General features: G+C 61.9%; 24 protein-coding genes, 1 tRNA gene and 1 pseudogene. 15 read left to right on the top strand and 11 right to left on the bottom strand.

All coding sequences use genetic code 11. The features are described from left to right. Positions 1-91 precede the first annotated feature (91 nt). The 4 genes and pseudogenes from NKH89_RS30660 to NKH89_RS30645 all read left to right on the top strand — a co-directional run bounded on the left by NKH89_RS30660 (position 92) and on the right by NKH89_RS30645 (position 4,906). Positions 92-1,396: a M24 family metallopeptidase gene (locus NKH89_RS30660; RefSeq protein WP_023718786.1), complete on the top strand. Its 1,305-nt coding sequence runs from the start codon at positions 92-94 to the stop codon at positions 1,394-1,396. 20 nt (positions 1,397-1,416) lie between these two features. Further along, complete coding sequence (locus NKH89_RS30655) at positions 1,417-2,094, top strand: isochorismatase family protein (protein ID WP_352911002.1); 678 nt, start codon at positions 1,417-1,419, stop codon at positions 2,092-2,094. Positions 2,095-2,110: 16 nt separating this feature from the next. Continuing rightward, complete coding sequence (locus tag NKH89_RS30650) at positions 2,111-3,118, top strand: alpha/beta hydrolase (protein WP_352911000.1); 1,008 nt, start codon at positions 2,111-2,113, stop codon at positions 3,116-3,118. A gap of 148 nt (positions 3,119-3,266) precedes the next feature. Further along, positions 3,267-4,906: pseudogene (locus tag NKH89_RS30645) on the top strand (ABC transporter substrate-binding protein). 27 nt (positions 4,907-4,933) lie between these two features. On the opposite strand, the gene NKH89_RS30640 reads toward NKH89_RS30645, so the two are convergent. Continuing rightward, positions 4,934-6,421: a pyridoxal phosphate-dependent decarboxylase family protein gene (locus NKH89_RS30640; protein WP_352481350.1), complete on the bottom strand. Its 1,488-nt coding sequence runs from the start codon at positions 6,419-6,421 to the stop codon at positions 4,934-4,936. Between the two features lie 25 nt (positions 6,422-6,446). Further along, entirely contained in the window at positions 6,447-7,532 is a 1,086-nt protein-coding gene (locus NKH89_RS30635; protein ID WP_352481351.1) for a PLP-dependent cysteine synthase family protein, read from the bottom strand. A 222-nt stretch (positions 7,533-7,754) separates the two neighbouring features. Between NKH89_RS30635 and NKH89_RS30630 the strand changes: the two genes are divergently transcribed. After that, complete coding sequence (locus tag NKH89_RS30630; protein WP_352910997.1) at positions 7,755-9,788, top strand: transcriptional regulator; 2,034 nt, start codon at positions 7,755-7,757, stop codon at positions 9,786-9,788. 126 nt (positions 9,789-9,914) lie between these two features. On the opposite strand, the gene NKH89_RS30625 is transcribed toward NKH89_RS30630, so the two are convergent. The 3 genes from NKH89_RS30625 to NKH89_RS30615 form a co-directional block, all read right to left on the bottom strand. After that, positions 9,915-10,133 (bottom strand): hypothetical protein, encoded by a 219-nt coding sequence (locus NKH89_RS30625; protein WP_031212349.1) that lies wholly within the window; start codon positions 10,131-10,133, stop codon positions 9,915-9,917. Between the two features lie 134 nt (positions 10,134-10,267). Continuing rightward, complete coding sequence (locus NKH89_RS30620; RefSeq protein ID WP_502896957.1) at positions 10,268-10,960, bottom strand: L,D-transpeptidase; 693 nt, start codon at positions 10,958-10,960, stop codon at positions 10,268-10,270. Further along, complete coding sequence (locus NKH89_RS30615) at positions 10,957-11,928, bottom strand: ABC transporter substrate-binding protein (RefSeq protein WP_352895363.1); 972 nt, start codon at positions 11,926-11,928, stop codon at positions 10,957-10,959. The genes NKH89_RS30620 and NKH89_RS30615 overlap by 4 nt, the downstream gene beginning before the upstream one ends. Before the next feature lie 907 nt (positions 11,929-12,835). Here NKH89_RS30615 and NKH89_RS30610 point away from each other — a divergent pair. The 10 genes from NKH89_RS30610 (at position 12,836) to NKH89_RS30565 (ending at position 20,510) form a co-directional block, all read left to right on the top strand. Then, complete coding sequence (locus NKH89_RS30610) at positions 12,836-13,225, top strand: hypothetical protein (RefSeq protein WP_352910993.1); 390 nt, start codon at positions 12,836-12,838, stop codon at positions 13,223-13,225. A gap of 34 nt (positions 13,226-13,259) precedes the next feature. Next, on the top strand, positions 13,260-13,694 hold the full coding sequence (locus NKH89_RS30605) for a hypothetical protein (protein ID WP_352910990.1): 435 nt from the start codon (positions 13,260-13,262) through the stop codon (positions 13,692-13,694). A gap of 117 nt (positions 13,695-13,811) precedes the next feature. Then, complete coding sequence (locus tag NKH89_RS30600) at positions 13,812-14,792, top strand: PDZ domain-containing protein (protein ID WP_352592255.1); 981 nt, start codon at positions 13,812-13,814, stop codon at positions 14,790-14,792. A 39-nt stretch (positions 14,793-14,831) separates the two neighbouring features. Beyond that, positions 14,832-16,856 (top strand): lysozyme inhibitor LprI family protein, encoded by a 2,025-nt coding sequence (locus NKH89_RS30595; protein WP_352910987.1) that lies wholly within the window; start codon positions 14,832-14,834, stop codon positions 16,854-16,856. Then, positions 16,750-17,157 (top strand): autotransporter-associated beta strand repeat-containing protein, encoded by a 408-nt coding sequence (locus NKH89_RS30590; RefSeq protein WP_352910984.1) that lies wholly within the window; start codon positions 16,750-16,752, stop codon positions 17,155-17,157. The genes NKH89_RS30595 and NKH89_RS30590 overlap by 107 nt, the downstream gene beginning before the upstream one ends. Before the next feature lie 43 nt (positions 17,158-17,200). Continuing rightward, positions 17,201-17,590 carry a lysozyme inhibitor LprI family protein gene (locus NKH89_RS30585; protein ID WP_352481356.1) on the top strand — a complete coding sequence of 130 codons (390 nt, stop codon included), beginning with the start codon at positions 17,201-17,203 and terminating at the stop codon, positions 17,588-17,590. A 15-nt stretch (positions 17,591-17,605) separates the two neighbouring features. Next, the gene (locus NKH89_RS30580; protein WP_352910981.1) at positions 17,606-18,895 is read left to right on the top strand and encodes a M60 family metallopeptidase; all 1,290 of its coding nucleotides are present in this window, start codon (positions 17,606-17,608) and stop codon (positions 18,893-18,895) included. After that, entirely contained in the window at positions 18,874-19,464 is a 591-nt protein-coding gene (locus NKH89_RS30575; protein WP_352910978.1) for a M60 family metallopeptidase, read from the top strand. Before NKH89_RS30580 ends, NKH89_RS30575 begins: the two co-directional genes overlap by 22 nt. Positions 19,465-19,549: 85 nt before the next feature. After that, positions 19,550-20,050 carry a hypothetical protein gene (locus tag NKH89_RS30570; RefSeq protein WP_352495428.1) on the top strand — a complete coding sequence of 167 codons (501 nt, stop codon included), beginning with the start codon at positions 19,550-19,552 and terminating at the stop codon, positions 20,048-20,050. Between the two features lie 127 nt (positions 20,051-20,177). Beyond that, on the top strand, positions 20,178-20,510 hold the full coding sequence (locus NKH89_RS30565; protein WP_352910975.1) for a DUF4087 domain-containing protein: 333 nt from the start codon (positions 20,178-20,180) through the stop codon (positions 20,508-20,510). 121 nt (positions 20,511-20,631) lie between these two features. On the opposite strand, the gene NKH89_RS30560 is transcribed toward NKH89_RS30565, so the two are convergent. The 6 genes from NKH89_RS30560 to mepA all read right to left on the bottom strand — a co-directional run bounded on the left by NKH89_RS30560 (position 20,632) and on the right by mepA (position 26,483). Beyond that, positions 20,632-20,716, bottom strand: a tRNA-Leu gene (locus NKH89_RS30560). Between the two features lie 73 nt (positions 20,717-20,789). Next, on the bottom strand, positions 20,790-21,410 hold the full coding sequence (locus NKH89_RS30555) for a 2,3-bisphosphoglycerate-dependent phosphoglycerate mutase (protein WP_023718820.1): 621 nt from the start codon (positions 21,408-21,410) through the stop codon (positions 20,790-20,792). A 25-nt stretch (positions 21,411-21,435) separates the two neighbouring features. Continuing rightward, positions 21,436-22,260: a 4-hydroxy-tetrahydrodipicolinate reductase gene (gene dapB, locus NKH89_RS30550; protein ID WP_036244690.1), complete on the bottom strand. Its 825-nt coding sequence runs from the start codon at positions 22,258-22,260 to the stop codon at positions 21,436-21,438. Positions 22,261-22,265: 5 nt separating this feature from the next. Continuing rightward, a complete protein-coding gene (locus NKH89_RS30545) occupies positions 22,266-24,125 on the bottom strand; it encodes an ABC transporter ATP-binding protein (RefSeq protein WP_352910973.1) in 1,860 nt (619 codons plus the stop codon). A gap of 119 nt (positions 24,126-24,244) precedes the next feature. Then, the gene (locus NKH89_RS30540) at positions 24,245-25,270 is read right to left on the bottom strand and encodes a glucokinase (protein ID WP_023718823.1); all 1,026 of its coding nucleotides are present in this window, start codon (positions 25,268-25,270) and stop codon (positions 24,245-24,247) included. Positions 25,271-25,391: 121 nt separating this feature from the next. Then, positions 25,392-26,483: a penicillin-insensitive murein endopeptidase gene (mepA, locus tag NKH89_RS30535; protein ID WP_031193975.1), complete on the bottom strand. Its 1,092-nt coding sequence runs from the start codon at positions 26,481-26,483 to the stop codon at positions 25,392-25,394. Positions 26,484-26,516 lie beyond the last annotated feature (33 nt).

Below are 26,516 nucleotides of genomic sequence, written 5' to 3'. Positions count from 1 at the left end.
GCCTGTCTACGGCATCCAGCACAACATTTGCGGTTTTCCGCACAACGCCCGCACGTCCTTTGCTCCATGGTCTCGCTTCCAGGAGGCACCCATGAGCATCGTCGTTTTCGACCCCGACAGCACCGAGGACGTTGACTTCAAGGACCGCATGCGGCATCCGGCTGCGGCCGATCCGGCCGGCGGCATGTGGTTGTCGGATACCGAGCCGTCCTTCATCAATGCCGACGCGCTGCGCAAGGGGCGACTGGTCAAGCTGCGCGCGTGGATGCGCGAGGCCGGCTATGGCGGCGTCGTGCTGTTCGACCCCTACAACCAGCGCTACGCCACCGGCTCGCGCAACATGTTCGGCTATTTCCTGCGCAACTCGACGCGCTACTTCTTCATCCCGACCGAAGGGCCGATCGTGTTGTTCGAATATCCGCAGAGCTACCATGTCTCGATGGTGCTCGACACGATCGACGAGGCGCGGCCGTCGAAGCTGGTCTGGTCTTCGGTGTCGGGCCGTGACGACGAAACAGCCGGCCCGTTCGCCGATGAGATCGCCGAATTGCTCAAGGCGCATGGCGGCGGCTCGATGAAGCTCGGGCTCGACCGCTGCAGCCATCTGCAGGCACTGGCGTTGGAAAAGCGCGGCTGCGACGTCCGGGATTGCCAGGGCGAGATTTTGGCGGTGCGCGCGGTCAAGACGCCAGAGGAAGTAAAATGCCTGCAGGTGTCGATGGCTGGCGCCGAGGCTGCGGTCTATGCGGTGCGCGAGGCGATCAAGCCCGGCGTATCCGAAAACGAGTTGTTCGCCATCATGTATGGCGAGGTGATCCGCCAGGGCGGCGAATTCATCGAAACCCGTTTGCTGACCTCGGGCCAGCGCACCAACCCATGGTTCAATGAGGCGAGCGGCCGCAAGATCAGGCCGGGCGAACTTCTGGCGCTCGATACCGACACGATCGGCTGCTACGGCTATTATTCGGACTTTTCGCGCACCTTCCGCTGCGGCCCGGGCAAGCCGACCGATTATCAGAGATCGCTCTACCGCATGGCGCACGATCAGGTTCAGCACAACATCGGGGTCGTCAAGCCGGGCATGGCGTTTCGCGAGATTGCCGAAAAGGCCTGGAAGATCCCGGACCGCTTCGTCGACCAGCGCTACACCTCGGTCATGCACGGCGTCGGCATGCATGGCGAGACGCCGTTCATCGCGCATGCCATGGATTACGAGACCTATGGCCGCGACGGTGTCATCGTGCCCGGCATGGTGGTCAGCGTCGAAAGCTATATCGGCGAAAAGGGCGGCCGCGAGGGCGTCAAGCTGGAGGACGAGATCCTGATCACCGAGACCGGCACCGAACTCCTGTCGCGCTTTCCCTATGAGGACGATTTCCTTGACAGGCACGTTTGAGTGCTGACAGGCAGTTTTGCATGAAAAGCCCGATCTCGATCAAGCGCGGCAAGGCGGCGGCGGTGTTCATCGATCTCCAGGAGGAGCATCGGCGGGACAAGCGCTATCTGGTCGAAGGCTATGGCGACATTCTCGCCAACGTCCAGCGGCTGCAGCAGGCGGCTCGGGCCAACAATGTGCCCCTGTACCACTGGGCCTATATCGTCGATCTCGCCACGGCACGGCCGTTCCACCCGGTCGAGGCCAACGGCAAGTCGGCGTTTTCCGACAAGGACGATCCACTGACGGCGATCTGTCCGGAAGTGGGCCCGGCGACAGGCGAGACGATGCTGGTCAAGACCGATGCCAGCGCCTTCCGCGCGGGGCCTGCCGCCGAGCGGCTGAAGGCCGATGGCGTCGAGTGGCTGGTCGTTGCCGGCGTCTGGACCGAGGCCTGCATCGATGCCACCGTAAAGGACGCGGTGGCGCTCGGGTTTCGCGTGCTGCTGGTCAAGGATGCCTGCGGCAGCGGCAGCGCGGCGATGCATCAGACGGCCATTCTCAATCTCGCCAACCGGCTCTATGGCGGCGCCGTCACCACCACCGACGGCGCCTGTCGGCTGCTGGCCGGCGAGACGGTCGAAGCCTGGCAGGTCGAGGGCTCGGTGCCATTGCGCTTCAGCTACGAAAACGCCGCCCGCCTCTACGCCGAGCTCTGAGCGGGACCGCGCCGCGATGATCACCGAGGCCGATCGACCAGAAACGGCAGGGCGCGGAAAATACCAAACGCTGCTCGATCCGGAGCTGTGGGCCTATATCGACCGGGTCAACGAGTCGTATCCGCCCGAGATCGTCTACACGCCGATCGAAAGGCAGCGGGCGGTCTATGACGCCATGTGCCGGGCGTTCCGCGAGCCCTATCCGGCCGGCGTCAAAGCGGACGACAAAACCGTCGCAGCAGCCGACCATGCGATCCCGGTCCGGCGTTACCAGATGGCGGGCACGGCGCCACAAGCGATAGTCGTCTATTATCACGGCGGCGGCTTCGTCCTTGGCGGGCTCGACAGCCATGATGACATCTGCGCCGAGATTTGCGCCGGCACTGGCTTTCCCGTTCTGTCCGCAGACTACCGGCTGGCGCCCGAGCATCTGCATCCGGCGGCCTTCGAGGATGCGCTGGCCGTATTCGAATGGGCTGCGGCGACGACCGGCCTGCCGCTCGTACTCTGCGGTGAGAGTGCCGGCGGCAATCTTGCCGCCGCCGTCGCGCATGCGACGCGCCGCCATCCTCGCCATGCGATCGGCCAGGTGCTGATTTATCCCGAGCTCGGCGGTGACGAGCTAGACGGCCCCGAGCTGGACGGCAAAGCGCGCGCCGGCTCCTATGTCGAGCACGCAGAGGCGCCACTGCTGACATTGCGCGACGTCGAATTCTATCGGCATATCCGGGCAGGGAAGGGGCAGTCGCCGGACGACCCAACATTTTCGCCGCTCGGCGATACGGACTTCTCTGGCCTGCCGCCGACCGTCGTCATCACTGCCGAATGCGACCCGCTGTCGGCTGACGGCAAGGCCTATCGCGATCGCATCCTTGCCGCCGGCGGCAAGGCATGGTGGCGCGAAGAGCCGCGGCTGGTGCACAGCTTCCTGCGCGCCCGCAAAACCGTACCGCGCGCCGGCCAGGCGTTTGAGCGCATAATCGCGGCAATAGCCGCGCTGGGCGGAGGTGATTGGCCTGAGTGACGCGGACCGTCCTCCAATCTCCACTGTCGCGGAACAGCGCACAACAACTGCGGAAACCCGAACACTGCTTCGGTCAGGCCAGCCCTATCATCACGCCACGTAAGGAGCCCGCATCCGCGATGCGCCGGCCCGACAGGGAGGATTTACGATGAAGTTCATGCTGACCGACCGGAAATTGCATCCGCAGGCGGAGCCCGTCGCCGATGGCTTCAAGAAAGGCCAGATGAACCGGCGCGAATATCTCGCCACCATGGCTGCGCTCGGCGTCAGCGCTGCCGGCGCGCTGGCGCTGGGCGGGCTTGCGCCGTCACCGGCCAGGGCCGAGGAACCGAAGCGCGGCGGCATCTTGCGTGTCGCCATGAACGTCAAGGGCTGGAAGGATCCGCGCACTTTCGACGGCGTCGAGATGTCCAACGTCGCCCGTCAGTGCAACGAATATCTGGTGCGCTGGAACCGCGACTTCACCTTCGAGCCATGGCTGCTCGAGAGCTGGGAGACCAGCGACGACGCCCGCGTGCTGACGCTGCATGTCCGCAAGGGCATCACCTGGTCGAACGGCGACACCTTCAACGCCGACGACGTGATCCACAATCTGACGCGCTGGTGCGATGCGTCCGTCGCCGGCAATTCGGTCGCCGCGCGCATGGGCGCACTGGTCAACGCCGATACCAAGAAGGCCGTCGACGGCGGCATCGAGCGCGTCGACGATTTCATCGTCCGGCTCAATCTGCCCAAGCCCGACATTTCGCTGATCGCCGGCATGGCCGACTATCCGGCGCTGATCATGCACCGCAGCTATGAAGGCGACGGCGATCCGCTGAAGGCATTGGCGATCACTACCGGGCCTTGCGAACTCGTCGCATGGGACGCCGAGGTCGGCGCCGAAGTCCGCCGTAAGGACAAGCCATGGTGGAAGGGCGACTTCTACCTCGACGGCATCAAATGGGTCGACTACGGCTCCGATCCCAACGCCATGCTGTCGGCCTTCGAATCGGGCGAGATCGACACCGACCATGAAACCGCCTCCGACACGGTTGCGCAGACCGACTCCATGGGCCTGAGCAATTCGGAAATCGCCACCGGCTCGACCATCGTCGCGCGTTTCAACATCGGCAATCCGCCCTATGACGACATCAAGGTGCGCCGCGCCGCCCAGCTCGCGGTCGACAACGCCGCCGTGCTGAAGATCGGCATGGACAATCGCGGCAAGCCTGCCGAGAACCATCACGTCGGGCCGATGCATCCCGAATATGCCGATATCGGCCCGGCCGTCCGCAACACCGATCAAGCCAAGGCCCTGCTCGCCGAGGCCGGCAAGGCCGACCACGAATACGAACTCATCTCGGTCGACGTCGACTGGCAGAAGAGCACCGGCGACGCCATCGCCGCGCAGATGCGCGAGGCCGGGCTGAAGATCAAGCGCACTGTGCTGCCGGCCGCGACGTTCTGGAACGATTGGAGCAAATATCCCTTCTCCTGCACGGAATGGCTCGGCCGGCCGCTCGGCGTCCAGGTGCTGGCGCTCGCTTATAAGTCTGGCGCCGCGTGGAACGAGAGCGCCTATGCCAATCCGGAATTCGACAGTCTACTCGACAAGGCGCTGGCGATGCCTGATCCCGGCGCCCGCAAGGAGCTCATGGCCAAGATCGAACAGAATCTGCGCGATTCCGGCGTTATCATCCAGCCCTACTGGCGCTCGGTTTACGCACCTACCGCAAGGGCGTCCATGGCTGCGAGCAGCACCAGTCGCTCGAGCAGCATTTCGAGAAGGTCTGGCTCGATGCCTAGTCTCGCCGCTCGAAAGAAAGGCCGGCGTTAGCCCGTCGCGCCCGTCGCTGAAATCTCCTGCCCGAGCCGCACCGTTTCCCGGATCAGCAGGTCAAGATCGTCGCGACGGGTGCGGTGGTTGTTGATCGCCACCCTGAGGCAATGCTGGCCATGCACTGTCGTGTCGGAAATGGCGGCGATGCCTTCTTCCTGCAGCCTCAGCATGATCTCGGTGTTGAGCGCCTTCTGCCTCTCTCCCGTCTGCCCGTCGCCGCGGTGGCGAAAACAAACGATGTTAATGTTCACCGGTGCCACCAGTTCGAGAGCCGGTTCCGCCTCGATCAGCGCGCTGAGATGATGTCCCTGCGCAATGTTCTGATCGATCAGCCGGCCGAACTTTTCGATGCCGTGCTCTCTCAGCGCCATCCACACCTTCAGCGCGCGGAAACCGCGTGACGTCTGCAAGCCGAAATCGTGCAGCCAGTGGCCGGAGGCGAGTCCGCGCGGGGTCGATTCCAGATATTCCGGCGTCACCGCGAACGTGCCGCGATGCGCGGAGGCATCCCTGATCAGCGCGCAGCCGACCTCGAATGGCGCGTGCAGCCATTTGTGCGGATCGAGCGCGATTGAGTGGGCGCGTTCAATGCCGGCAACGCGATGCGAATTGTCCGGCGCAATCGCAAGCAGGGCGCCGATGCACCCGTCGACATGGAACCACAGATCCTCTTGTGACGCCAGGTCTGCCAGCGCTTGCAGATCGTCGATCGCGCCGGTGTTCACCGTGCCGGCCGTGCCGATCACGCAGGCCGGCTTGAAGCCCGCGTTACGGTCCTCGACAATCGCCGCCCGCAACGCAGCGATGTCGATGCGCAGCCCCGCATCGCTCGGGATGCGACGCAGTGCCCGGTTGCCGAGGCCGAGCGCCTCCATCGCCTTGCGATGGCAGGAGTGAAGCTGGTCGGAGCCATAGAAACGCAGTGGCTTGTCGATGCCGGCAACCCCGTGCTCGCGTATGTCGATGCCCGCCTTGGCGTTGCGCGCCACGGTCAGCCCGATGATGTTGGCCATCGAGCCGCCGCTGACCAGTGTGCCGCTGGCCGATTGCGGAAAGCCCATCATTTCCTTGCACCAGTCGACGACCTGGTTGTCCATCAACGCGGCGGCATGGTTGCCGCCGCCGAGATTGGAGCCCTGGATCGCCGCCAGGAAATCGCCGAGCGCGCCGGTGAAATTGCTAGAGCCCATATACCAGGACCAGAAGCGCGGATGGATGTTGCCCATCGGATAGGGCATCAGCTTCCCTGTGACGTCGCCGTAGATTTCGGCCAGCGGAGCCGGCGAACGCGGCAGCGGCGCCGTGAAGAAAGTCCTCACATCAACCGGCATCTCCTGCCACACCGGACGCTCTCTGACATCGCGCAGGTAAGCGACGGCATCGTCGACGATCCGATGCGACAGGACCTGCACGTCGGCCCAGTTCGAGGGGTCAAGCGTTTCCTCGGTGGCCGTGATGGCCAATCCAGGCCTCGTGTCCATACAGGCCGCTCCCGATGTGCCGCCGTCACGCCGGAAACTGGCAGCCGGGCGTCGACTGCGAAAGCGCAGTCTCCTCGGCGTCCATCTCGGCTTCGATGCCGTCGAACAGCGGTGTCGTCATGTAGCGTTCGCCAGTATCGGGCAGCATGCACAGGATCACCGAGCCGGGCGCCGCCTTTTCCGCGATCTGCCGCGCCACAGCGAAGGTCGCTCCGCCGGAGATGCCGGTGAAAATCCCTTCCTTCTGCGCCAGCGCCTTGGCCCATTTCATGCCCTCGGGCCCGGCAATCGGCACCACCTCGTCATAGAGGCTGGCGTCGATCGCCTCTTGCAGCACGTCCGGAATGAAGTCGGGCGTCCAGCCCTGGATCGGATGCGGCTCGAAGGCCGGATGGCTGGCGGCAGGCGCGCCACCGGCGCCGCGCTGCTGCGGCTTGCCGCTGCCGATCAGCTGCGCGTTGGCCGGTTCGGCGAGCACGATCCGGGTCTCCGGACGCTCCTGCCGCAGCACGCGCCCGACGCCGACGACGGTGCCGCCCGTGCCATAGCCGGTGACGAAGCAGTCGAGCCGCGAGCCGGCGAAATCGTTGATGATCTCGCGCGCCGTCGTCGCCTCGTGAATGGCGGCGTTGGCCTTGGTTTCGAACTGGCGGGCCAAAAACCAGCCATTGGCTTCGGCCAGCTCCACCGCCTTCTTGTACATGCCAAAACCCTTCTGGGCGCGTGGCGTCAGCACCACCTTGGCGCCCAGCATGCGCATCAGCTTGCGGCGTTCGATGGAAAAACTGTCGGCCATCGTCACCACCAGCGGATAGCCCTTTTGGGCGCAGACCATGGCAAGGCCGATTCCGGTGTTGCCGCTGGTCGCCTCGACCACGGTCTGGCCCGGCGTCAAGGCGCCGCTGCGCTCGCCTTCCTCGATGATGTTGAGCGCCAGCCGGTCCTTCACCGAGGCGGCGGGATTGAAGAACTCGGCCTTCACATAGATCGTCGCATGATCCGGTCCGAGATTGTTGATGCGGATCACCGGCGTATCGCCGACCGTGTCGAGAATGCTGTCGAACAGGCGGCCGCGCCCGGCGGTGGTTCTGATTTTCTGTTGATGCAACATGTCGATCTCCTCGCTTCGTCGTTGTCTCTTGTCGTCACGGGCCGGTTACAGACCGGTGGCTTGGGCGGCGAGGTTTCGAGACCTTGCCGCACTACATTTGCCTCCCGGCAATGTGGCCATGGCGGCATCCGGCGCGGAAATTCGCCGCCGGATGCACCGTGTCGCGTTTGGTGATAAAACAAAGGCCGACTGGCCAGCGTGGGAGCAGGCGTGGAAACGCACGTGGAATCCACCCGATCGAGCCTCGACGGCGAGGTGACCGGCCTTTCCGTGCGCCTGCTCGGCCCGCTGACGATCGCACGCAACGGCATCATCATCCAGCTCCCAAAATCGCGCAAGCTGCGTGCGCTGCTCGCCTATCTGGCGCTGGCGCCGCATCCGGTCGGCCGCAGCCGGCTCTGCGAGCTTTTGTGGGACGTGCCGAACGACCCGCGCGGCGAACTCCGCTGGTGCCTCAGCAAGCTTCGAGGCGTTCTCGACGAATCCGATCGGAGCAGGATCGAGGCACAGGGCGACACGGTCGCGCTCGACCTGAACGGTGTATCCGTGGATGCCGTGGAGATTGCCTCCGCCGCGACGAAGGGAATAGAGACGCTCGAGCTCGAACGCCTGCTGGCGCTTTCCCGGCTGTTCCCCGGCGATTTCCTCGACGGGCTGGAGATCGACCGCAGCCCGCATTTCAACAGCTGGTTGACCGCTCAGCGCCGCCGCTTCAGCTCATGCCACGCGGCGGTGCTGCAACAGCTTGTCGAGCGTCTCCCCAGCGATTCCGATGACGTGTCCGCGCACCTCGAAAAATGGCTGGAGCTCGCTCCGTTCGACGGCCGTGTGCATCTGGCCTTGCTGACGAGGCTCGCCCAGCGCGGCCAGTTCGGCGCGGCCGAGGAGCATATTGCGGCCGCCGCACGGCACTTCCAGTCCGAAGATCTGGATTTCGGACCCGTTCGCGACGCATGGCGGGCAATCCGCTGTCAGCACGGCGCGTCATCATGGGTGCAGCCGGCCGTTCCGCTCTCGGTACCTCCTATCATGCTTGCCGATCCCAACGCCGCAACGTCGCGCAAGGCTTCGCTTGCGGTGATGCCGTTTATTGAACAGGCCGGCATCGGCGGCGTTCCTGGTGGCCCTCGCGGAGGGATTGCCGACGGCCTGACCCACGACATCATCACCCGCCTGGCCAAGCTCAGGGATTTCTTCGTCATCGCGCGCGGCTCGGTGTTTGCCTTGGCGGAGAAAAACATCGCGCCCGAAGATGCCGGGCGGCGGCTCAACGTCGACTATGTCGCCACCGGCATGGTGCGCTGCCAGGCGGGCCGCGTCACCGTTGCTGTCGAGCTGGTCGAAGTGCGCACGGCCAGGATAGTCTGGGCCGAGACGTTCGAGCGCAAGCCGGACGACATCTTTGCCGTGCTCGATGATATCGGCAACAGCATCGTCTCGTCGATCTCGGCCGAGATCGAGACGGTCGAGCGCAACCGCGCCATGCTGAAGGCGCCCAATTCGCTGAACGCCTGGGAGGCCTATCACCGCGGCCTGTGGCACATGTACCGCTTCACCCGCGCGGAAAACGAGCAGGCCCGGCATTTCTTCGACCTGGCCTTGAAGCTCGATCCTACCTTCGCCCGCGCTTATGCCGGGCTCTCCTTCACTCATTGGCAAAATGCCTTCCAGCGCTGGGGCGACCGCGATCAGGAGAGCGCCATGGCCTTCGAGGCAGCCGGCCAGAGCCTTCTCGTCGACGATCACAATCCGGCCGCGCATTGGGCCATGGGGCGGGCGCTGTGGCTGCGCGGCGAGCAGGACGGCTCCCTCATCGAGCTGGAACGCGCCGTCGACCTCAGCCCTAATTTCGCGCTTGGCCACTATGCCCTGTCTTTCGTCCACTCGCAGTCCGGCGACCCGAAGGCCGCGATCGGCTCATCCGACCATTCCAGGCATCTGAGCCCCTTCGATCCGCTGCTGTTCGGCATGCTGGGCGCCAGGGCGATGTCGCATGTCCGGCTCGGCCAGTTTGACGAAGCCGCCGAATGGGCGCTGAAAGCAGCCGCGCGTCCCAACGCCCATGCCATCATCCTGGCAATCGCCGCGCATTGCCTTGCGCTGGCGGGACGGCTGGACGAGGGTCAAGGTTTCGCCGCCGCGTTGCGCAAGACGCTGCCGAACTACTGCGCCGATGATTTCATCGGCACCTTCCGCTTCGAGCCGGACGCCGAGGCGCTGTTCCGGCAAGGCGCCAAGCGGATCGGGCTGAGGTGAAGCAGGCGCGGTTAGCCCGGGTTCTCTAAACCGCTGATCGCGGCTGGCCGCCCCCAAACATCGTCATGTCCGCAGCCCAAGGCGCCAATGGTCAGATCGGTCGCAAAATTCGTCGACCGGAGCGGGTCAGACGGGCTCAACGGATTTGACATTGCCGTCGGTATCCACGAGGCAGCTTGTCTTCTTGCCGCTGGCATCGAGTTCGACCTGGTAGGTCTTGGAATCGAGCTTGCTTGATGAAACCGGAAGTATCTTGGTGCTGTCGACGCCGCTGGCCTTGGCGACCGCATTGGCGCAAAGCAGCTGAAGGTCCGCCGGCGCCGTTTCGACCTTGGTCCTGGACATCTGGTCCTGCGGCGGCGGCGATGGCGCGCTGACGCAAGCGCCAAGGGCTCCAGCCAGGAATCCAATTGCTGTCGCCCGAATCGAAGTTCTCACTGCATTTTTTGCCGACATTGCTTGTCCCTCTCCGAATGCCCTCACACGCCTTTGTAAAGTGCCGCCCCCTGCATGAGGACGATGACCTTGGCCCCGACCTTGACGCGGGATGCGAGATCGACGATGTCGTCGTTCCTCATCCGGATACATCCCGACGACACGTCGAGCCCGATCGTCCAGGGCTCCGGGGTGCCGTGTATCCGGTAGATCGTGTCCTGGTCGCGCTCATAGAGGTAGAGCGCCCTTGCGCCGAGCGGGTTGTCCGGCCCCCCCTTCATGCCTCCGGCATATTTCACCGCCTTTGGATCGCGAGCGACCATTTCGGCCGGAGGTGTCCAGGTCGGCCACTCCGCCATACGGCCGACGCGCACGATGCCGGCCCAGCCAAACCCCTCCCGGCCCACGCCGATACCATAGCGCATGGCCTGCTGACCCGGCTGCACAAGGTAGAGAAAGTGCTGGTTGCCATCGATGATGATCGTGCCCGGCACTTCCGCGGTGCGGAACTTGACCATCTGCGGACGAAATGCCTCGGGCACTTCATTATGCGCGGCATAGTATTTGCGCGCCTTGGTGCGATCGTAGTCCACCCATTTGTGGGTTTTCGGGTCAAAAACCTGTGTTCCCGCAGCCACCGCCGCCACCGCGACAAGACCGAACGCTACCGCGACAATTGTTGCAAGGGAGCTCCGCTGGAGAGTGGCGCGCCCCACGGTCATCAGATTTCGGGTCATGGATTTGCCCACCCCTGCACCCGGGCGCCTTGTGCGGCAACCCATTGTTTGGCGTATTCGTAAGGATCCTGACGCTCCACCTGGAGCGCATAACTCATCTTGGTGATTTCCTCGGGCTTCAGCTCGACCCGTTCCAGGAACGCCACCACCTTCGGATATTTTGTGCGCAGCGAGGTGGCGTAGGCGATATGGAAATGGGCGGTATCCCATGACACCGGCGCACTGGACTTCGAGACCCAGAGCGGGTCCTCTGACGGCAGTACGATCTTCCACCTTGCCGGATCGAAGGGCGGCTCGGTAAGCCGGACAATGTCGTGCAGCTCAAAGACGTAGTGCGGCGCGTAGCAGGCAAACACCATTGGATGATCCGTGGCGACCGCGGCATCGACAGCCGCCATTCCGGCATCCTCGGGCGTCTCCAGCAAGGTCATTGTCTTGGCATAACCATAGCTGTTGGCGCGGACGCGCTCGATAGCGGTTGAGGACCAACCCTCAGCGCCTATCCAGAGTTCGCCACGCCCGTCACCGTCGGTATCCAGCGCGGCGGTTTTCTTCGGGTCGCTGAGATCCGAAACGTCGTGAATTCCAAATTTGTCGGCTGCTTCACGCGTCGCGCATATGCCTTGCCAGGCCGGCACGCCAATGGGGCTGATGGCCACCGTGCCGGCACCGTCCACATACTTCTTCACCAGATTGTCGAGGTTGGGCAGCCAGATTTCGGGATGAATATCCACCTCACCCGAATTGAGGCCGGCAAAGGCGATAAGCGTCCCCATCTCGCGCACGTCGGCATCAAGCCCGAAATTTTCCTTCAGGCTGACCTTGAGGATGTTTGCCGTGGCCTGGCCCGACGGCCAGTTCGGCATCGCAATGACGAGATCAGCCGCGTGGACCGGGATGTTTAGCGCCAGCATCGTCAACGCTGCCAGCGACATTTGCCGCAGGCACTGCCGAAATCGGTTGTGCATCTCTTCCCCCCTCGCTTCGGTGCTGAAATGAACCGGGACGGGAACAAACTGTCGCGGCAAGCACCGGGTTGTGACACCAGCCCCATCTTCCGACGGGCAACTGCTGAAGGTGTGGCAGTGCGTTAGCCAAAGAGAGCGCCTTCACGTGCCTCCCCTGCACGCTACCCGATGACAATCCGACTGGGAAGATGCTCACAACGCGGCCGCGGCGCCCCCACTGCGCCTCTATGCGGCACGCCGCAGCGTTGAAAAAGTCGAATGATTGAGCGGCGTTTCTTTCGGCCTGCGCAACGGCTTGGCTGGATTCGAAAAAAATACCACAATAGATTCGGATTATAGCGATCATATAAGAAGCGATGCCGTCGCGATATTTTACAAGGCTGTGCGAAAATTCGCAATAACATATGAAACTACTTGCAATAACACGAGATAAAGAGGAATGAAGCTAAGAGCGTATTCCGCACACTTGCTTCCGATCATATTTCAGAATCTGCTAAGATAGCCGGCGCTGGTTCCGAATTATTAAGCATTTACAAAATTCATCCCCGCAATATTGGGTTTTTCCTTGCCGCAGGCCGAATCGGATGCAACTTTTTAGAAGCACAGCCGCGTCAGCGGATTGTTGAAGCATGCTTGGGCGGACGGGGCACTAAGCATGGAGAGGAATATTGACATTCGCTAATGCGGCGGCCCCCGCTGGGAGCGTTCCCTCCCACGTAAGAGATTACGGCAACCGTCGACTAAGTCGTCGAATGCATCGCCCACAGCCTGGCTCTCGTTCGATGGCTGGCGAAGCTTTGCCCTCCTCCGATTGGCGCCAGCCTTCGCGGCAAAAGCGGCGATCGCCGCCTGCAATGGCCTTCCGATATGGACGATGTCCGCCGCCAGCCAGTCGGAGGAATGAATCATGAAACTCGTAATCTGTGCGGCCTTGGCCACTGCTTTGATGGCAATCTTCGGTTGTACCACCGACGACTACGATGGTTGTCGCGGAAAGGGCTGCCTGGTTGATCGGTCCCATAAAGGGAGCCGGAAGATAGACGACCGGCCGCAGTTCGACAGGAACGGCAATCCCAACTTCGATACCAGGGGCCGTTACATCGGCTGCAATGGGCTCGGATGTAAAGTCGACGATCCTGATGACGGGGATCAAAGCATCGACGACAGGCCGCAGTACGACAAGGAAGGCAATCCGAACTTCGATACGCAAGGCAACTACCAAGGCTGCCGCGGCATCGGCTGCGAGGTCGATACACCGGACGATGACAACTCATCGGACGAGGACGATTCCGATTAGTGGACCCTCCAATACGAACGAAGAGGATGCCCTCATGTTTGAATCCAACGTTCTTATCCCGCGATGTGCCAAAATCGTGATGATCGGCCTCATGGGGTTGGGAATGACGCTGACCTTCGCTTTCGCCGCGAATGGTGCCTGCGACGGCGTAAAGGTCGATGTGACGAAGGCGCGCAAGCAGGAATATGCCCCCCTCGTTGCCTCGGCGTTGGACAACAAGGTCAAGCCAGCTCGGGTGAAGTTCATCACGATCATGGAGAACGGCAACTGGAGCGCCGCCTACGTCTCCACGCCGGTGAGCGACGACGGCGTGATGTTCTTCCAGACGGTCGACGGAAAAAAGCAATTTCGCGACGTGTGGGGCGGCTATGCCGACCCGTCGGAAAAACCTGAACTGGTATCCTGGGCGAAGAAGCTCGGAGCGCCGCAAGATCTGGCAAGGTGTTTTGCCGAGGAAGTTACGGAATGACGGTGATGATCGCTGGAATTGCCGCTGACCGTGGTGCAGGGGGAGAATGATTGGTGAGCGCTCCGGGGCGCCGGGCCTCTGAGGTCGATTCCAATCATCAGCTGCAGGATGTGCAAAATGCAAACTGTTCGAAAGTCCAGACTGATAATGCAGTTCGCCCGTGCATTGGCAACTTCAGTGAAAATGACGGCTGTTGTGAGTGTAGCCGTCCCGCACACGATCAATGTTGCGCATGCCAGCAAATATGATCTGCCGAAACCCTATGTTTCCCGGGCTCTTAACGCGGTTTTGATACCCATCAACCACGCCTCTCGGCACCGCTACCAGATCCCGCCCAAGCTTCGCGGGGTGTATGTCTTGGCCGTTGCACCCCATGGCGTTGCCGCGCGGCAAGGCATCCGGCCGGGTGACGTGCTTGCCACAGTGCGGCATCAACCGATTTCGACGCCGACCGATGTCGACCGACTCGTATGGGCCGCTCTTGCCGTGAGCGCTACCAGTTTTCTGTTTGGCGTGAACCGCGGAACAGAAGTCGCAGATGTCGTCGAGGTCAATACCAACATCACCGTCAACAACTTCAATACCAACATCTCGGTCAACAATATCTCGCAATGGACGAGCGTCGATAACCATGAGGAGTGGACGCAGATCGTCGATCAGTACGACGACGAGATGGAGACAAGCCTCGAAGACACAAGCTATCGCGAAGACGACTCGCTGCCCGGCGACACCAGTCCAGACGTAACTCCTCCCGATGCTGATGACGATTCCGACGATAACAACGCGGACACCGATGGCGATAGCTCGGACGACAGCACCGACGGCGACAGTTCCAATGATCAGGACGATTCGAGCGATCAGAATGACGATGATGGTGATGACGACAACAACACCGACAACGATAGCTCGGATGACAATACCGACGACAATAATTCCGGTGATCAGGACGATTCGACCGATCAGAACGAAGATGAAGACTCAACGGCCGGTGATGATGACCAGGACAGCACCGACACCGACGACGATAGCACGAATGACGATGCGTCGGATGACAGTACCGGCGACGCTGACGGATCGGACGATGACGATGCCAACTAGCAGCCGACCGTGCCGGCTGTTCTAAACAGAGGGCAATCGATGAAAACCGCGATACTGACAGTTGCCGTGGTTCTGGCCATGCCAGCTTTCGCCTTTACTCAGGACATGAACAAGTGCGCCGATGCCGAGGATCTGGCCGCCCCGAACGAGTGCGCCGATGCCGCGTTCAAGCAATCCGACAAGAAGCTCAACGAGCTTTACAAGCAGATCGAAGCCCGCCTGAACGACGATGCGGATACCAAGACGCTTCTTGTTCAAGCACAGCGGGGTTGGGTCAAATTTCGCGACGCGGAGTGCAGTTTCCAGACCGCAGGATCGGTCGAAGGAAGCATGACGCCAATGCTCATCGCGCAGTGCATGGACAGCCTGACGCAATCCCGGGTCAAGGACTTCGAGGGTTACCTGAAGTGCCAGGAAGGCGATCCGAGCTGCCGCGTTCCGGCAGCGAACACATCACCTGCCGTATCCCCTGTGGCCGATGAGAACGGCCGGACCGGCCTTGCCCAGGCTACCGGCCCGATATCCATTCCATTGCAACATGTCAGGGAATACGGACTCGACAGTGATGAAGTCATCTATCACAAACTCGGGATCGTGGTGGGCATCAATGGTGCCACGCCTCGTTTGTACGAATTCGACACCGGGTCGGATGAGTTCAACGCGGAGATCGATTCGAGTGTCCCCGGCATACAGCCGGTGCCCGGCAGCAAGCCTGAAATGTACCCGTATGGAGACGGCACCTATGGAGATTGGGTACAACAGGTCCGTTTCGACAGCCTGTCCTATTACGATCCGGATGATCGCTCAAAGCCTGTCGTAACCCTCGATGGCGACTTCGCCGCTGGTCGGGTGGTGGATTACGTCTACACAAAGGGTTTCGGCGACCTCGAGGATGTGAAATTGACGCAAAAGCCCGTGGGCCACCACGGCGATACGCCGGTCTATGCGGATCTTAATGCGCGCAAGAGCATGCAGAACGGCGAACCCGGTGATTCGACGACGTTTTACGGCGTCTTTGGAGCCGCCGATTTTATCTTTGCGGGAGATCAGACCACTGCCCCCGGCAGTCAAACCCAAAGCGGCTATGTGGTCTCTGCCAATGCAAATCTTGGAAAAAAGAAGACCACACCGGGTTGCGTTCCCTGCCTGGCGCTGAATTTGTCCCCCAGTTTGAGATCCCAGTTTACGGCCCTGATGCCTTGGGGCGAACTGGGTTCTCAGCTTTACGAACATTACCAGAAGAGATTCCCGCAAACAGGCGCGAACGCATCCAATGTGAACGAAGGCTCTTACCGTTATACAATTTCTTTTGACTATATGGAAAAGAAACGTTCGGTTGATTTCAATGGGCCCGTGTTGTTGGATACAGGAACGGCGACTTTTGTCTCCATAACCTCAGAGGGTGTTTTAAATAAGCTTCGATCGAGAGGATTTCAAATCAAGGAATATAGTTCTGATATAATGGACTTAAAGTTCTTTGGATTTGACGATAGCTTTAACAACAAGGAATACAGCGATGTCGTTATCGATCGCCAAAGTGATGAGGTTAACGGCAATGGAATTACTATCGGCTTACCCTTCTTTCAGTCCAATTCCGTAATGTATGATCTGGAAAACAAGACGACCGCATATTCACCCTATTTTGTCAGCGCTGGCAACTTTACGACAGACGCGGGTGCCAAGGATCAAGGTTCAGCTGAATCGCGCGACCAGCGATGCTGGAAGCAAGGGATGGCTCGGACTGGCCGGCATCGTCTCCGGCGCCGGCGACTTCACGATCGAGAAGGACGCGGACGTGCGCATGACCGGGGGCAATACCTACACCGGCACAACCCATATCGCGGCCGATGGGTATCTTACCCTGGCCGGGCCGGGCAGCATCGAGCATTCCTCGCGCGTCACGGTCGACGGTGTGCTCAACCTCAATCAAAAAGGAAACCACCTGAAGTCCTGGGGAGTGGCGCACTCCCTCAACGATACGGCCATTCGCAACCTGAACGGCAAAGGCGAGGTCTATCTGGGTGCGGGCAGACTGATCCTGACAGAAGCCAACGGGCAATTTGATGGAACCATAGCGGACTTTGATGACGCCGGCATGAGCGGCGGCCTCGTTGTCGCCGGCGGCAAGCTGACGCTGAGCGGCAAGAACAACTATTCCGGCGTGACGGAAGTCGCGTCAGGGGCGCAGTTGCGCGTGACCGGCTCTTTGGCCGGTGACATTTCAGTCTCGGGATTGCTTGTCGTTGACGGGGAGGTCTCCGGCAAAGTCACGGTCAAGGAAGGCGGCAGGCTGACCGGCTTAGGAAAGCTCGGCAGCGTCACGCTCGCCGATGGTGGCAAAGCCGATCCAATGAAAACCAGATAATAGGAAAGGACAATCGATGAAAACCGCAATACTGACTGCCGCCGTGGTTCTGGCCGTGCCGAATTTCGTACTCGCCCAGGACAAGTGCTACGATGCCGCCAAGGATCAGGCCTCGCTGAATGCGTGCGCCGATGCGGCGTTCAAGAAATCCGACAAGAAGCTCAACGAGCTTTACCAACAGATCGAAGCCCGCCTGAAGGGCGACGCGGATACCAAGAAGCTTCTCGTTCAGGCGCAGCGGGATTGGGACAAATTTCGCGACGCGGAGTGCCGTTTCCAGACCGCGGGAGCGGCCGGAGGAAGCGCAATGCCAATGCTCGCCGCGCAGTGCATGGATAGCCTGGCGCAATCCCGTGTCAAAGCCTTCGAGGGTTACCTGAAATGCGGCAAGCAGGGCGATCCGATGAGTTGTCCCGTTCCGGCCGCGAATTGACACGTCGGTGCCGGGATGAAGACCTTCATCGTATCTGCAGTGCACTTGATAGCTGGGCTGTTGCTGGCGGCAATTGTTCCGGTCGCAAGTGCCGCTGAGATCCCCGAAGGGGATTATTACATCGTCGCGAAGCATTCCTACAAAGCGCTCACCGTCTTTGAAGACAGGCATGGCGAGATCGTGCTTGGTCAGTCCGCTCGCAAACCCAAGGATGGTCCCGCGCAGCTATGGACCATCACCAGGGCGACCGGGGAAACGAACGGCGCAACCCTGCAGATCCGGTCTCGACGATACGGAACGTATCTTGCTGGGGGCGACGAAGACGAAAACGGGAATACGAGTGTCGTCCTCAAGGACGAGCAGTCCGCTGAGGGGCAGGCATGGCGCTTCAAGCCGCATCTGAACAGCTATGGCATCGAGCTGGATGACAGCGGCACGACGCTCAACGTCAGGGCCAATGAACGTGCGGACGACGCTCAGATCATCGTCTATGACGCCAGCTTGGACGATAACGCCCAGTGGTTGCTTTATCCGGCCGGCAATGGCGACCGACCGGCAGCGGCGTCGGCAGCGGTGTCGGAATTCGACAATCTGAACAAGCGCTATCGCCTCGCTCCGATGCCTGCAGCCACACCCGAGGCCAATAGGCTGAGACGCACGAAGCTGATGGACGATCAGCCAAGCGGTGTGTTCGTGAGAAAGGGAGAGGCAGTATCGGTTACGGCCGAAGGCCTGCCGCCTTCCCCCGACGGCTTGATGATCATGATCGGCCCGATGAACAGCTTCTATGACGAAAGACCCCAGGATGACCCGCAATTGGTCATTGCCAAGGAAGGGCGCACCGACTTCACGGCGAAGCGCGACGGGCTGATCCATTTCCGCTACGCCTACAGCGGCTTCAGTGCGGCTCTGCCTCCGATCGACGTGGCAATCGTGCGCGGCGGCAGTTCGATCCCCCTCTACGTCAAGGGAAAAACAAGCTTCGAAGACTGGCGTAAAATGCTCACCGACATGCCCGGTGCGCCATTCGTCGAGATGATAAGCGAGCGTGTTGCCATTACCGCGACCCGCAAAGTCTATATGAGGGCGCCTCAGGACGACCCTGCGGAAATTCTCGACGCCCTCGAGCAAATTCTAGGCTGGTACGATGCACTATCCGGTCTCGACGGTTCCTCCAAACTTCATCGGGCATCCCGTTTGCGCATGCACTATCAGCAGGACACGGTGACACCGGCGAAGGTCTTCGACGACGCAACTATTTTATGGGTGTCCCCGGCAGCAACATGGGTGATTTGCTGGACGTGAATAAGCTGCGGCAAGCGTGGTCGATCTGGCATGAAACCGGCCATATGTACCAGCAGGAGGATTGGACCTGGGGCGAGATCGTAGAAACTACGGTCAATATCTATTCCCTCAATGCCCAGGCACATTTTGGCCATCCGTCCCGCTTGAAAGAGCGCGATGACTCTACCGGCAAGACGCCGCTGGATCTGGCGGCGCGATATCTGGCGCGGAAGACGCGCGATTTCGACAATGAAAAACAAATGCGTGCCAGCGCGGATGACGACGATGAGCTTTGGGTGCGGCTGGTCATGTTCGATCAATTGCGCCGGGGTCTCGGCGAGGACTTCTATCCGAAGCTTCACCGATATTACCGCGAGCATCCACTGGACGATGCCAATAAGCAGGATGCGGTCAAGGTACAAACCTTCATCCTGCGTGCCAGTACGGTCGCAAATCAGGACCTGACCCGGTTCTTTTCCGATTGGGGGCTGCACATAGAGCAGGAAACCGCCGACAGATTGAAGCGTTTGAATCTGCCTCCAGCAGATCCTCAACTGTCGCGCGTTGGTCTGAATGTTGTTTCACGGTGAAGCCGGCGGCGAGCGTGATGCGGGAGCCAGACACGAAAGGATGCGGGGGTATCGGCATTGCGTGAGGGGCTAAAGGAGGTGGATTGTGAAACGCTATAGATCACTGCCCGCAGTAACGATTGCAGCATCTGCGCTGTTAGCATGTGCTGTGCCGGCGACAGCCCAGGGCGACCTCGGCTTCGACGTCAACGTCACGCTGTCCAAAAAAGCAGCCGCCAAGCTCGCGACTGAAAAGGAAGGGATCGTTGTCCTCGCCTCCTATTACGGTGACCCGAAGCGGAGTGCCGAGAAGCACGCCAACGAAGTCGGCCAGATCGATCTCACGCCGCAGGACGAAGAGGTCGAGATAGCGGGCACAGCGGGCCACGCCCACATCGGCGGCACAAAGGTCGACACGAAGCGTCTCGACTGGCTTGCCGGCCCTCCCGAGGTCAACGTCAACGTTGCATCCGCACGCAAGAGCAGTCCGGACAATCTGCTCAGCTGCGATTTCATCGACGGTCCACTAAGCGATGTCCAAAGGAAGCCTGTGACGCTTCATTGCGGATTGATCGAAGAAAATGTGGACACGAAGTTGAGGCCATAAGGCCTACAAAATCATGCCGCCTCGTTACCTGCGTCAACGCAGATTATCGGCGGCATGACCTGCTTTACTTAAGGAGGTAAAGGTTCTCATGCGCCCATTATTCGCTACCTGTTTCTGCCTAGCCATCATGTCCTTGCCTGCCGCCGCCTACGCCGAGCGCCGTTGTGGCTGGTACTCCAGCCCGACACCCGGCAACCTCGTCCTGACCGACAGTGACGGGGATTGGTGGATGCAGATGCAGGGGCGACCGGATCCCAAAGGCATCGACAATGTGCCGGCCTTTGACGAGCGGCAATTCGTCGAGACCAATGTGCCTGGTTCCGGCCACGGCTACGGATGCGCGTGCATGACCGTCGTAACCAACGCCAAGCAGCAAAAGATCACCAGAGTGATCTCCGGCGAAATCCTTCCGCTGGTGCGCTGCCGCAACGACAGATCGCTGCCTAACCCGGACGGATAATTATTGGATACTTATGGGGTACCATGGGCGACAGAGGACATCCGGCCAAGAAAAAGGCCCGGCAAAACCGGGGCTTTTTCTTGGGGTTCCTGAACCTTATCAAAAGTTCGAAACGGGAATTTGGTGCCCAGAAGAGGACTCGAACCTCCACTCCTTGCGGAACACGGACCTGAACCGTGCGCGTCTACCAATTCCGCCATCTGGGCTGGTGCGCGCTCATTAAGCGGGCAAAGGATGAGTGTCAACGCGCTTTTTTGAAAGCCGCGTTCCTTCTCCGGCTCAATGCTCCAGCACTTCCTTCGACGCTACCGTGGAATCGGCGTTGAGCGTATAGATGATCGGCACACCGGTGCCGAGCTCGAGCTTGACGATCTCCTCGCCCGACTTGCCGTCCAGCGCCATGATCAGCGCGCGCAGCGAATTGCCGTGCGCCGCCACCAGCACGGTGCCGCCGCGCAGCACATGCGGCTGCAGATCGTGCAGGTAATAGGGCCAGACGCGCGCGCCGGTATCCTTCAGGCTTTCCCCGCCGGGCGGCGGCACGTCATAGGAGCGGCGCCAGACATGCACCTGCTCCTCGCCCCATTTCTTGCGCGCATCATCCTTGTTGAGGCCGGAGAGATCGCCATAGTCGCGCTCGTTCAGCGCCTGGTCGCGGATGGTCTCGAGCCCGCTCTGGCCGACAGCGTCTAGAATGTGCTGACAGGTCTTCTGCGCCCGGATCAGCGACGACGTGAAGGCGATGTCGAATTTCATGCCGCGCGCCCTGAGCTTGGCGCCGGCCGCCTTGGCTTCGGTATGGCCTAGTTCGGTCAGGTCGACGTCGCGCCAGCCGGTAAAAAGGTTCTTCAGGTTCCACTCGCTCTGGCCGTGGCGCACGAGCACGAGAGTTCTCGACATATTTGCTCCTTCAAATTTTTATGGATCAACTGGTCAGGCCGAGCACGTCCCGCATCGAATAGAGGCCCGGCTTGCGGCCGCGCGCCCACAGGGCTGCCTTGACTGCGCCGCGGGCAAAGATCGCCCGGTCCTCGGCATGGTGGGCGAGCGTGATGCGCTCGCCGGTACCGGCCAGCACCACACTGTGGTCGCCGACGACCGAGCCGCCGCGCAAGCTGGCGAAACCGATCGAGCCTGCCTTGCGCACGCCGGTATGACCGTCGCGCGACCGCACGCTGTTCCCGTCAAGGTCGATGCCGCGCCCATTAGCGGCGGCTTCGCCGAGCAGCAGCGCCGTTCCCGACGGCGCGTCGACCTTGTGCCGGTGATGCATTTCCAGGATCTCGATGTCGAAATCGTCGGCATCGAGCGCGCGCGCCGCCTGCTCCACCAGCACCGCCAGCAGATTGACGCCGAGGCTCATATTGCCTGACTTGACGATCGTCGCGTGCCGCGCGGCGGCCGCGATCCTGGCGTTGTCTTCGGCCGAACAGCCGGTGGTGCCGATGATGTGGGCGATGCGCGCCTGCGCCGCGTAGCCGGCGAATTCGACGGTCGCTTCCGGGGTGGTGAAATCGAGTACGCCGTCGGCCTTGGCGAAGACCGGCAGCGGATCGTCCCCGATCGCCACGCCGAGCCGGCCGACGCCGGCCAGCTCGCCGGCATCCTTGCCGATATGGGGCGATCCGGCCGGCGCGATGGCGCCGGCGACACGCGCGCCCGGTATGGTGTGGATGGCGCGGATCAGCGCCTGGCCCATGCGGCCGGCAGCGCCGACCACCACCAGGCCCATTTCACTCGCGGTCGGCATGTCACTCATGAATGTCTCCCGACCACCTTTTTCGCGCGGGCATTTTGCGCCGCACTCTGGATTGGCTTGCCGTCATCGACAAGCCCCAGCCCTTTCCTGCCTTGCACCCGGTGAAACCGCGCATAGACGCTGTGCGGGTCGGCCATCAGCGAGGCGTGCGTGCCCTGTTCGACCAGCCGGCCCTGCTCCAGCACGATGATATGGTCGGCATTGACCACCGTCGACAGCCGGTGCGCGATGACAATGGTGGTGCGCCCTTCCATGACATGGGTCAGCGCTTCCTGGACGCGGGCCTCGGCCTCGTTGTCGAGCGCCGAGGTGGCTTCGTCGAGCAGCAGGATCGGCGCCTGCCGAACGATGGCGCGGGCAATCGATACGCGCTGGCGCTGGCCGCCCGACAGCGTCACGCCGTTCTCGCCGACGGGCGTGTCGTAGCCTTGCGGCTGCTGGCGAATGAAATCGTCGGCCGCGGCCTGTTGGGCGGCGCGTTCAATCTCGGCGGCGGTGGCGCTCAGCCTGCCGTAGCGGATGTTGTCGCGGATGGTGCCTTCGAACAGATAAGGCTGCTGCGAAACATAGGCGATCGAGCCGCGCAGCGAATGCTTGGTGACCTTTGAAATGTCCTGGCCATCGATATCGATGCTGCCCGACTCGACGTCGTAGAAGCGCTGCAGCAGCGCAACCAGCGTCGTCTTGCCGGCGCCCGAAGCTCCGACGATGGCAGTCACCTTGCCGGCAGCGGCGACAAAGCTCAGATCCTGCAGGACCGGCGCCTCTTCGACATAGCGGAAGGACACATTGTTGAAGCGCACTTCGCCAGAGGTGAATTTCGCCTCGGCGGCTCCCGGCACGTCACCCTGCTGCGGCTCGAGGTCGAGAAGCTCGTAGATCATGCGCGCATTGACCAGCGACTTTTCCATGCCGACCTGCATACGCGCCAGCCGCCTGGCGGGGTCATAGGCAAGCAGCAGGGCGGTGATGAAGGCAAACACCGCGCCCGGCGGTTGGCCGCCGATAGTCGCCCGGTAGCCGGAATAGGCGATGACGCCGGCGACGGCGAAGCCGGCCAGCATTTCGGAGATCGGCGTCAGCCGTTCCGAGACGCGGGCGATCTTGTTTGCCCGCTGCTCGGCGCCCGCGACGAGGCCGCCGATGCGGCGCGACAGCTCGTCTTCCAGAGTGAAGGCCTTGACGATAGCGATGCCTTGCGTCGCTTCCTGCATCGCGCCGATCAGCCGCGAGTTGATCTGCACCGATTCACGGGTGATGCGACGCACCCGGCGCATCAGATAGGTGACACTGTAGATCAAAGGCGGGCCGATCAGCAGCGACATCGCCGAGAGCATCGGGTCCTGCCAGATCATGACGCCGACCAGCGCGACAAGCGACACGGCATCGCGCGCCAGCGATGTCAGCGTCATCGACAGGAGATCGCGGATGCCGTTGACGTTCTCGTTGATCTGCGCGGCGAGCCGGCCCGAGCGGGTGTCGTTGAAGAAGCTGACGCCGAGCTTCATCAGATGGTCGAAGATGCGGCGCTGATAACGCGCCACCAGATTGTTGCCGATTTTGGCCAGCGTCACTGCCTGGCCGTAGCTGGCCAGCCCGCGCAGCATGAAGGCGGCCAGGATCGACACGCTGATCAGCGCGATAAGATCGCCGCGCTGTTGGTAGAAGATCTGATCGATGACATCCTTCATGATCCAGGCTGTGAAGGCGGTCGTCGCCGCGATCGTCACCAGGCACAGCACGGCAAGAGCATAGTACCAGCGATAGTCGCGGCTGTTCTCGGCGATGATGCGGCGGATCACCGCCACGATCTCGCTGGGACGGACTTTCCCTTTGGTTGGTGCTGGAAGTGTCAAGTTGGAGCGCTTTGTGGTTTCGGTTCGGCCGGGCTGCAATTCGGCAACCTCTTAACGCCCCAATGGCGGCTTGCCTATGGCCGGGGACGGCGAAACTTCGTCGCGGCGCAGCGTGTGTCCTAGACCCGCCAGCGCCGCCCCGCCGTCTGCACGCCGAACAGCGACGGATTTCTGGCATAGGCGGCCAGCCCTAAAAGCGCCGCTAGCGGATGGGTGATGACATAGACCGGCATGCTGCGCATCAGGGCGCTATGCGGCGCCTTGTCCTCGAAGGCGGCGCGGAAATTGCCGGTGCGCAGTGCCGGCAGGATTTTTTGCGCGATGCCGCCGGTGAGAAACACGCCGCCGCGGCTCATGAACACCAGAGCGAGATCGCCGGCGGTGCGCCCCAGGCAGGTGACGAAGATCGACAGCGCCTCTTCGGCTACCGGATCGTTCTTTGCCAGCGCCGCGGCGGTGATCTCGGCGGGCGTGGTAAAGGGCGACGGCTTGCCGTCCGCCTTGGCCACCGCCCGGTAGGCATTGACTAGGCCGCGCCCGGACAGGATCTGTTCGCCGGAGATGCGGCCCTCGAGCTTCTCGATATGCGGAAACACCTGGAAATCGCGCGGCGAGCGCGGGCCGATATCCATATGGCCGCCCTCGCCGGGCACCGGTATCCAGTGATGCAGCGCATAGACCAGCCCGGCGACGCCGAGCCCGGTTCCCGGGCCGAGCACCACCCGCCCGGAATTCGGTTCCGGCGCGTCACCGCCGATCTTTTCCATATGCTCTTCGCCGAGCGCGACGACGGCCAGCGCCTGCGCCTCGAAGTCGTTGAGCACCACGACGTCGCTGAGACCGAGACTGGCGAACATCTGTCTCGGCTTGACGATCCATGGGCAATTGGTAAGCGGGATCTCGTCGCTTTCGACAGGACCGGCTACCGCCAGCACAGCTGAATTCGGCCGGACCGACGAGCGGTCGAGCACGGCCGACTGGATCGCCTCGTCGATCGTATTGAAGTTGGCGGTCTGGACGATCGTCGGCTCGCCGGCTTCGGAATTCGCGTCAAGCACGATCGAGAAGCGCGCATTGGTGCCGCCTATGTCGCCGATCAGAATCGGAAACCGCAACAGAGTGTCGTCGTCGCTTACGCCTGGCATGCTCTCGTCCGTTCCCGACGCGTATCGCCGTTCTCTCGTTGACTAGCGCATGACCGCAAAAAGGGAAATCGGTTTTCGAAGTGGAGATGCACGGATGCAGACAGCGAACACGCTGCCCGCATCAGTGCCCCGGTCGTGGCCGCGGCAGCGGAATGCGGATCTCGGGGGTCGCCACAAAGGCGTTCGCCGAGGCCGGAAGCGCTGCCGCGCCGGCTGCGACCGTCGGCGGCGGCGAAGGCTCTGCCGCGGGAGCGGGTACGGCCGCGATCGGCACGCCGTCGCCATAATAGGTGACTGCTTCCGCCGAGGCCGGAGCCGGCGCGTCGAGCACGAACTGGCATTGCCTGGGCAGGTTCGCCATCGTCATCACGTCGCGTGCCTTCGGCTTGTCCGGATTCTTGTTGGGGCGCCACGGCTCCTCGGTGAACCACCAGGCCAGCGCCTGGTCGCAGCCATCGCCTGGCGCCGTCGCTTCCTGCGCCTTGCAGTCGGGTGACCCAGGCTGGCAGCCGATACGAATGTGGAAGTGGTAATCGTGGCCCCAGAACGGCCTGACCTTGCGCAACCAGCTGCGGTCGCCTTTGACCGTGTCGCAGAGCTTCTTCTTGATCCCTGGATTGACCAGGATGCGCTCGACTTCGGGATAGCTCGCGGCGCGCCTCAACAGCCGCGTGTGCATCGGCGTCCACAGGCCATCCTTTACCAGATGGGTCTTTTCATCGACCATCAAGGTAGCGCTGATGTTTTCGCGCTCTTCGGTCGAAAGCTTGCGGTCGGGCATCGGCGTTAGCCAGATGTCGGCGTCGAGGCCGATCTGGTGCGAGGCATGGCCGCTCAGCATCGGCCCGCCGCGCGGTTGCGAGATGTCGCCGATCAACAGGCCCGGCCAGCCGTCGGCCGCGGCATCGCGCGATAGTTTCTCGATCATCGCGATCATCGCCGGATGGCCCCAACGGCGGTTGCGCGACGGTCGCATCACCTCCCAGTGCCGGCCGTCCATGGGCAGCGCGACGCCGCCGGAAAAACAGCCTTTGGAATAAAAGCCGATCGATTGCGCTGCTGCGAGTGCCGGCAGCTTTTTGGCGCCGAACAGCTCTTTTGCCCGTTGCTCGGCGCTCGCCGTTTGCGCGGCAAGCGTTAGGCCGGCGACGGCCAGTGCTGCCGTCAGCAGCAGTGTTTTTCCCGGCAAGGCTCGCTTTAACGTCTTCCCCAAGCTGGACCCCTCCGCGATTTGAACCGCATCATA

It is taken from the genome of Mesorhizobium sp. M0923, from assembly GCF_040319365.1.
Classification (GTDB): domain Bacteria; phylum Pseudomonadota; class Alphaproteobacteria; order Rhizobiales; family Rhizobiaceae; genus Mesorhizobium.
Note: the sequence above shows the minus strand (reverse complement) of the source record. Positions and strands in the feature narration are given on the sequence as shown.

Excerpts from the sequence above, each read along its gene's own strand:
- NKH89_RS30660 (WP_023718786.1), top strand. The coding sequence starts at position 92 with ATGAGCATCGTCGTTTTCGACCCCGACAGCACCGAGGACGTTGACTTC.
- NKH89_RS30655 (WP_352911002.1), top strand. The coding sequence starts at position 1,417 with ATGAAAAGCCCGATCTCGATCAAGCGCGGCAAGGCGGCGGCGGTGTTC.
- NKH89_RS30650 (WP_352911000.1), top strand. The coding sequence starts at position 2,111 with ATGATCACCGAGGCCGATCGACCAGAAACGGCAGGGCGCGGAAAATAC.
- NKH89_RS30640 (WP_352481350.1), bottom strand. The coding sequence starts at position 6,421 with ATGGACACGAGGCCTGGATTGGCCATCACGGCCACCGAGGAAACGCTT.
- NKH89_RS30635 (WP_352481351.1), bottom strand. The coding sequence starts at position 7,532 with ATGTTGCATCAACAGAAAATCAGAACCACCGCCGGGCGCGGCCGCCTG.
- NKH89_RS30625 (WP_031212349.1), bottom strand. The coding sequence starts at position 10,133 with ATGTCCAGGACCAAGGTCGAAACGGCGCCGGCGGACCTTCAGCTGCTT.
- NKH89_RS30620 (WP_502896957.1), bottom strand. The coding sequence starts at position 10,960 with ATGACCCGAAATCTGATGACCGTGGGGCGCGCCACTCTCCAGCGGAGC.
- NKH89_RS30615 (WP_352895363.1), bottom strand. The coding sequence starts at position 11,928 with ATGCACAACCGATTTCGGCAGTGCCTGCGGCAAATGTCGCTGGCAGCG.
- NKH89_RS30610 (WP_352910993.1), top strand. The coding sequence starts at position 12,836 with ATGAAACTCGTAATCTGTGCGGCCTTGGCCACTGCTTTGATGGCAATC.
- NKH89_RS30605 (WP_352910990.1), top strand. The coding sequence starts at position 13,260 with ATGTTTGAATCCAACGTTCTTATCCCGCGATGTGCCAAAATCGTGATG.
- NKH89_RS30600 (WP_352592255.1), top strand. The coding sequence starts at position 13,812 with ATGCAAACTGTTCGAAAGTCCAGACTGATAATGCAGTTCGCCCGTGCA.
- NKH89_RS30595 (WP_352910987.1), top strand. The coding sequence starts at position 14,832 with ATGAAAACCGCGATACTGACAGTTGCCGTGGTTCTGGCCATGCCAGCT.
- NKH89_RS30580 (WP_352910981.1), top strand. The coding sequence starts at position 17,606 with ATGAAGACCTTCATCGTATCTGCAGTGCACTTGATAGCTGGGCTGTTG.
- NKH89_RS30575 (WP_352910978.1), top strand. The coding sequence starts at position 18,874 with ATGGGTGATTTGCTGGACGTGAATAAGCTGCGGCAAGCGTGGTCGATC.
- NKH89_RS30565 (WP_352910975.1), top strand. The coding sequence starts at position 20,178 with ATGTCCTTGCCTGCCGCCGCCTACGCCGAGCGCCGTTGTGGCTGGTAC.
- NKH89_RS30555 (WP_023718820.1), bottom strand. The coding sequence starts at position 21,410 with ATGTCGAGAACTCTCGTGCTCGTGCGCCACGGCCAGAGCGAGTGGAAC.
- dapB (WP_036244690.1), bottom strand. The coding sequence starts at position 22,260 with ATGCCGACCGCGAGTGAAATGGGCCTGGTGGTGGTCGGCGCTGCCGGC.
- NKH89_RS30540 (WP_023718823.1), bottom strand. The coding sequence starts at position 25,270 with ATGCCAGGCGTAAGCGACGACGACACTCTGTTGCGGTTTCCGATTCTG.